This is a genomic window from Microvirga massiliensis (assembly GCF_001006805.1).
GTDB lineage: Bacteria > Pseudomonadota > Alphaproteobacteria > Rhizobiales > Beijerinckiaceae > Microvirga > Microvirga massiliensis.
This window is the reverse complement of the sequence record NZ_LN811358.1, coordinates 208367-214866: the sequence shown is the minus strand read 5'-3', so window position 1 is coordinate 214866 and position 6500 is coordinate 208367. Positions and strand designations below refer to the sequence as shown.

At 64.3% G+C, this 6500-nt stretch carries 7 protein-coding genes; 2 read left to right on the top strand and 5 right to left on the bottom strand.

Annotation, left to right across the window (positions count from 1 at the left end):
* Positions 1 to 201: 201 nt before the first annotated feature.
* Positions 202 to 762: a TetR/AcrR family transcriptional regulator gene (locus tag BN1233_RS25175; protein WP_046866367.1), complete on the top strand. Its 561-nt coding sequence runs from the start codon at positions 202 to 204 to the stop codon at positions 760 to 762.
* 422 nt (positions 763 to 1184) lie between these two features.
* On the opposite strand, the gene BN1233_RS25170 is transcribed toward BN1233_RS25175, so the two are convergent.
* The 5 genes from BN1233_RS25170 to BN1233_RS25150 all read right to left on the bottom strand — a co-directional run bounded on the left by BN1233_RS25170 (position 1185) and on the right by BN1233_RS25150 (position 4980).
* A complete protein-coding gene (locus tag BN1233_RS25170; RefSeq protein WP_046866366.1) occupies positions 1185 to 1790 on the bottom strand; it encodes a glutathione S-transferase family protein in 606 nt (201 codons plus the stop codon).
* A gap of 66 nt (positions 1791 to 1856) precedes the next feature.
* The gene (locus tag BN1233_RS25165; RefSeq protein ID WP_046866365.1) at positions 1857 to 2705 is read right to left on the bottom strand and encodes a 23S rRNA (adenine(2030)-N(6))-methyltransferase RlmJ; all 849 of its coding nucleotides are present in this window, start codon (positions 2703 to 2705) and stop codon (positions 1857 to 1859) included.
* Positions 2706 to 2813: 108 nt separating this feature from the next.
* A complete protein-coding gene (locus BN1233_RS25160) occupies positions 2814 to 3491 on the bottom strand; it encodes a ribonuclease T2 family protein (protein WP_244470732.1) in 678 nt (225 codons plus the stop codon).
* Complete coding sequence (locus tag BN1233_RS25155) at positions 3488 to 3919, bottom strand: hypothetical protein (RefSeq protein WP_147707519.1); 432 nt, start codon at positions 3917 to 3919, stop codon at positions 3488 to 3490. Before BN1233_RS25155 ends, BN1233_RS25160 begins: the two co-directional genes overlap by 4 nt.
* An 89-nt stretch (positions 3920 to 4008) precedes the next feature.
* Positions 4009 to 4980, bottom strand: a complete 972-nt coding sequence (locus BN1233_RS25150; protein ID WP_046866364.1) for an extensin-like domain-containing protein — start codon at positions 4978 to 4980, stop codon at positions 4009 to 4011.
* Between the two features lie 119 nt (positions 4981 to 5099).
* Between BN1233_RS25150 and BN1233_RS25145 the strand changes: the two genes are divergently transcribed.
* Complete coding sequence (locus tag BN1233_RS25145) at positions 5100 to 6350, top strand: amidase (RefSeq protein ID WP_046866363.1); 1251 nt, start codon at positions 5100 to 5102, stop codon at positions 6348 to 6350.
* Positions 6351 to 6500: the final 150 nt, after the last annotated feature.

The following is a 6500-nucleotide window of genomic DNA, read 5'->3' as shown; positions in this document are numbered from 1 at the left end:
CCCACCGTCTGAATTTCAGGGATCCGGCAGCCGCAGACACGAGCGCGCCCCGGCACCGAATCAACCGGTGCCATTGCCAGCAGCTTTTTCAGTCCTATCTACCTTCCAGAAGGTAGGGGCGCCGTCAAGCTGCGGTGCCTCTACGGTGAACCTGACTGACACATTGCGACTCCCGCCTCCGGCCCATAGGCACGATGCGTCATGAATGACACCCGCGCAGAGTTGATCCTGCAAGCCGAACTCCTCGTTCGGAGACAGGGCTATTCGGGGTTCAGCTATGCCCACCTCGCGGAGGTCGTCGGCATCCGCAAGGCCAGCATCCACCACCATTTCCCGACCAAGACCGATCTCGCGCTCGCTCTCGTGGCTGCTTACGACGCTCGGTACGATGAGGCCCTCGCTGCCATCCTAGCAGACAGCGACGATGGCGTAGCCCGCGTCGAGGCTTACGCAACGCTCTATCTCGAAGGGATCGAGAAGGGCCTGGGATGCCTGTGCGCAGTGCTGGCCATAGAAATGGACATCTTGTCGCCGCAACTGCGGGCCGAGGTGGAACGCTTCTTCGCCAAGCATGTTGCATGGCTCGAGACAGTGCTCGCGGACGGCATCGCCAACGGGACGATCCGAGCCAGTGTTGACCCAGCATCCTTTGCCCGAATGGTCATCAGTACTCTCGAGGGAGCGCTGATGGTGGAACGGCTCCTTGGGGATGACGAAGGCTTTCACCGCACGATCTCTGCACTGAAGGACAGTCTTCGGTAGGCTGTGCACGAGATTGGGCGACAGAGATTCCGCTCCGCCACTGATCGCGTGTCTCTTAGCCTTCACAACCACGCGGCCGCACGCGACTGGCGAACACGAGTATTAGCAGTTCTCATTTTGACCTGAGGGGTCGATTCTTGCCGGCCACACCGGCCTGGAAGTGTCGTGGAGGGAGTTTGCGCGAGCGGAAATTTCTCAATCATATTTGCCGTCCGATGCTTCGATCCTCGAGCGGCGCGTCGTTCGACGCCGAAAAGTGGACCCACTTTTTCGCACGATGCGCTAGGTGATGATTGTTCACCCGGCTGCCGTGCAGCCGGCCTCTCCCGTCAAGGGTGATGTGCGCGCTGGATTGAACTTCGAGTTCTGAGCCTCATGACAGAGGTCCGGCGGGACCGGACCTCCACCTGCCCTACCTGTGCTTACGAAGTCGCGCGGGTCCGCTCGAAAGCCGGGACGCGCTTCGCGAAGTCGTCGAGCCAGGCGACGAGGCGCGGATACCGCTCACGCCAGCGCCCTCCCATGCGGAGATCGAGATAGCCGAGCGCGCAGGCTTGCGCGATCTGTCCGACATGGATCAGTTCGTCGGGGCGCGAGAGCTTCTCCTCGGCAACGGCGAGCCCGCGGTCGATCTTGCCGGCCTGGTGTGCGAGCCAGGCCGCCTCGCGCCGATCCTCGGACCGCCAGCGGCCCTCGTAAACCTGCAGCAGGGCGGCATCGAGGATCCCGTCGGCGAGCGCCTGCTGGCGTAGCGCAGGAAACCTGGCTTCTCCCGCCGGAATGACCTTCCCTCCCCCGGCCAGCCAGTCGAGATATTCCACGATGACCCGTGAATCGTAGAGCGTCTCGCCGTTTTCGAGGATGAGGGTCGGAATCTTCCCGAGCGGGTTCTCGTGACGCAGCCTCTCGTTCGGATCCATCGTATCGGCGAAGTCGACCTTCAGGCGATCGGTTAGCCCGAGGAGATCGGCGGCGATTTTGACCTTGCGGCCGAACGGCGATGCGGGCGATGAGCGCAGGACGAGCATTGAGAGCCTCACGAGTTTGTGCCTCACGCGTTCTATGCGGCCGCCGCCGCCGACGGCAACCAATGATTACGCGGTTTGGCCGAAACGCTCGCAGCGAAAGGCTCCATACCCGGAGCGGGACAGCCGCTCTGCAAGCGCCGGCAGAAGCCGCTCCGCCTCGTCCTCCAAAGTCCAGGGCGGATTGACGACCACGAGTCCGCATCCGTTCAGGCGATCCGGGATCGCGGGATCATCGACGAGAAGTTCGAGACGCAGTGCCGGCCGATCGAGACCTTCGGCAAGCGTACCATACATGGCTTCGATCACGCCGAAGCTCTTGATCGGATACCAGCCCGCGAAGACTCCGGTTGCCCATTTCCGCAGGGCTGTCCTCAAGGATCGGGCGAGACGATCGTATTCGTCGGGCTGTTCGAAAGGCGGATCGACGAGCACGAGACCGCGCTTCTCCTTCGGAGGCACGAGCGCTTGCAGCGCAACCCAGCCGTCGAGGTGCATGACCTTGATATTCTTCACCGCATTGTAGCGCGCGGCGAGCGTGGCGTGATCCGCGGGATGGAGCTCGACGAGAACTCCGCGATCCTGCGGCCGCAGCATTTCGCGCAAGATGGCGGGAGATCCCGGATAGGCATATTCGCCATACCGAGCCCGAACCGCTTCGAGCACGTCGCGATACGGCTTCAGGAGATCCTCGATGTCGGGCGCAAATGGTGAACCCAGTCGCCCGACTCCATTCTCCCATTCGCCCGTACGCTCGGCCTCGTCCGCCGTAAGATCATAGAGGCCGATGCCCGCATGAGTATCGATGACGCGAAGCGGCGTTTCCTTGCGCTGCAGGTAGGCGAGCGTGCGCACCAGCAGCGCGTGCTTCATCACATCCGCGAAGTTGCCCGCATGAAAGGCGTGTCGATAGTTCATCGCGCGCGACTCGGAATCACGCCTCTTCGCTCCGCGAGCGAAGCGAAAACATGACCTGCCTGAAACGTGTTTCGCTCATTCATCGGCGTGGCCGCGTCGCCGCGTCGCTCAACGCGGCGGGTGAATATCGATGGCGCCGGCGCGGCAACCATCGCGGTCGACCTCCGGACACGTTCGGAAGGCGCGTAGATCGCGGCTCAAGCAGATCCGGATCTCCTGGAAGATCCGCCGTCCGCAGACGACAGCCATCATGTCCGGGCGCAATCCCCGATTTGCCTCGGCAAAGGCCCGCTCGATCTCGATCGGCAAAGCCTTCGTGAAGGTCGAGGTCGATTCGAGACCATCGGGGATCTGCACGAGGGCGCGCGCCCGGCGAACGGCCGAGAAATACGCGCTCGGGCTCAAGCCGCTGCAGCTCCCGTGCTTGCGCCACTGATAGCGGGCAAGCCCTTCGCTCGGGAACAGATCGCGGGCATCCTGAAGGGCTGGCCTCGGGATCGGGCGTCGCCCCGGCTCGCAGAAACTCGGATATCCTTGCTCACTCTGCGGCCAGAGGCCGTGCACCACGAAGCGGAGGCCTGACCCGGCTTCACACTGGTCACGATCGCGGTTTCCGTTCGCCTCGCAGAAACCCGGGGACCAAGATAGGGCGAGTATATAGAAATCGAACTGTCCGGCCGGCGCGCCTCGCGTCTCCCTCGGGGCCTGCGCCCAAGCAACGGATGCGGTGCCTGCGATCACGAGAGCGCTCGCCGCGACCGCGGCAAGCGCCCGAATCAACGTCACGGGCGTGCCTGGCGGCAGGCCGGGGCATAGGCGTAATGCCGGTCGAACCCAGCAACGCAGAATTCCGTTCCCCATCCGACGCCGATGAAGCCGAGGTCCTCACGGATCGAGTAATCGATGCGGCGCTTGAGTCCATCCGAGGTCAGCACGGTACCGGAGCAGAACCGCCGGGGGATGTAGTCGAGCCCCCAGGGCCGCCAGGCGACCTCTTGGACACGTTCGAATGCGAGGATCTCGGCCCCGCTGTTCCAAAAGCGCCACTCGCTCGAGGAGAAACGGTTCTGGATATTCCCGAGGACTCCTGCGTCGCTGCAGGCCGGGAGTGATGCATCGTAGGGCACTTCCCGACGCTCTGCCGGGTCGATCTCCCGGGCGAGAGCGGGCGCCACCGACAGCGCTCCCAGGATCAGAACGGCCAACCAGCGCATATGAGGCTCCACGTGATGAACTTTCCGACCATGTGGGCGCAGCGCACGGGCGTCAAGATTGACGATACGATCGCGCCCGCTCGTCGACATCAGTAGAGGCCATGCCCATTCGAAATCGCCGGTGCGGCGGGTGGCCGATTGTAAAGTGGCAGGCCGGCCGGCTCCCGAATCGGCCGCGGCAAGGGATCCGAGACGCCGGGACCGGAGCGTGGTCCCGACGTCAGAGGAACACCCAGAGCCCGCGAGACCGGCTCGTCATCGGGAGCCGGTTCCTCCTCAAAGTCGAGCGGCGGGAGGTCTGCGTCGCGCTGTGGAAGGTCCGGCGAGAACCGGGACCAGTTGCGCGAAGTCGCAGCCGGGCGCCCGACCGCGGGCTCGATCCTCGGCGCGAATTTCAGGACCGGCTTGCAGATCCGCCGCTGCCCCACGGGATCATGGCGCGCCAGATCGATGTGAAGGTGATCGGAGTGGAAGCGATCCGCGCCCGGCCCGAGCACCGTCGTGAAATGGCGGCAGGCGCCGACGAACACCTCGCGGAGGAACTCCTGCTCGGCAGGATCACCGCGCCAGCCGCGCAGGACGGAGACCTCGCGCCCATCGGACAGCACGAAACCCATGACGTCGACGGCATTGCCGAACGAGTGCTCCGACAATTTCGCTCCGCGCTGATTGTTGCGGGAGCGGCAGGAATAGGAGCCGGCTTTCAGATCGACCACGCGCTGCCCGAAATAGAGGAGAGCTGCAGGCTTCACAACTTCGTCGAGCCAGGCATCGACGCGGGGAATGATGGGACAAGCGAGCGTCGCCTGCTTGCGCAGGGCAATCGAGCCGCCGGCGAAGGCCGAAACCTTGAACGGATAGTCCATGCCGCAGGAGCCCGGGCCGTCGATCCGCGACGCACGCGACATATAGGCATTGGGCTGGACGAGCCGTTGCGAGAGGCACGCTTCCTCGGCCTCCGTTCGCCAGGGCTCGCGCTGCTCCCAACGGAACAGCCCGCACCCGCTCAGGCCGAGCCCGATCATCACCAGAGTGGATAACGCAACCAACGCACGACGCATGGTGCGGAGAATGCGCAGAACCCGGTAAACGGCCGGTCAACCGCATCGCAACGGAGACGACAGCTTGCCCGCGCAGTGCAGAGGGGCGATAGCAGCGCAGCCAGGAGGGATGGTTCTTCATGATTTCACTTCTAGATCTGTGCCGGCGCATCGAGTCAGGTGCGCTCTCCCCGAACGATGCCTTGTGCGAATCCCTTGCCACGATCGCACAAGCCGACTCGGAGATCGGCGCCTTCGTTGCTGTCGATGCCGGCGTCCGCCCGGGAGGCGCGGGGCCCCTCCAGGGCATCGCGGTCGCCGTCAAGGACATCATGGACACGGCCGATTTACCGACCGAATACGGCTCCCCGATCTATTCGGGTTGGCGTCCCAAGGCCGACGCTTCGATCGTGGCGCTCCTGCGGCGAGCCGGCGGAAGCGTGATCGGCAAGGCGGCCACCACGCCCTTCGCCTTTCTCGACCCGGCCGCGACGCGCAACCCGCACAACACGGCCCATACCCCGGGCGGATCCTCATCGGGCTCTGCCGCGGCGGTTGCAGCCGGCATGGTGCCCCTCGCCTTCGGAACCCAGACGGGCGGATCGGTGATCCGGCCGGCCTCCTATTGCGGGGTGGCGGCCATCAAGCCGTCCTTCCGGATTCTCCCGACCGTCGGCACCAAGACCTATTCTTGGTCCCTCGATACGCCCGGCCTCTTCGCCGCCACAATCGCCGATGTCGCCTATGCCCTCGCGGCCCTCACGGGTCGCGACGAGATGAGGATCGATCAACGCGCCCCCGAGGCGCCGAAGATCGGACTCGTCCTGCAGGACTTCGCAGGAGATCCGGAGGACGCCAGCCGCGAGGCCCTGGAGCGAGCCGTCTCGGCCGCTTCCCGAGCCGGCGCGACCGTCATCGATCTTTCGCTCCCGGATCCGGTTTCGGCTGCCTTTCCCGAGCATCCGACCATCCAGGATTTCGAGGTCCGGCAAGCACTCGCGTGGGAATACGATCACCACCGGGATGCCCTTCCACCAATCCTGCGCGAGTCCCTCGATGCCGCGCAGGGCATCACCCCGGTGCAGTACGATGCCGCCCGCCGCATCACCAACCGTGCGCGTATCGCGCTGCGGGACGTCTTCTCGGATTGCGACGTGCTCCTGACCTACGCCGCGCCGGGCGCAGCGCCGAAGGGCCTCTCCTCGACCGGGAACTCCCGTTTCAATCGGCTCTGGACATTGATGGGCAACCCTTGCGTGTCCGTGCCGGGCCTGTACGACGGAGCCGACCTGCCGGTTGGAATTCAGGTGATCGCCTCATTCGGAGCTGATGACAAAGCGCTCGCGGCGGCAGCTTTCCTCGAAAAAGCGATCCAGGACTACCAGTCCTGAGTATCCGTCGAGCATAGTTACGGGCACGGAAAGCTATGACTATACAGAGCCTTAACACTTGAGAAAGGATGATCGACGCCGGCTATCCACCGACAGCCTCGCTTTTGGGCTTCTCTACCGGAAAAGGATTTGCTAGCGTCCGCGCCGCAG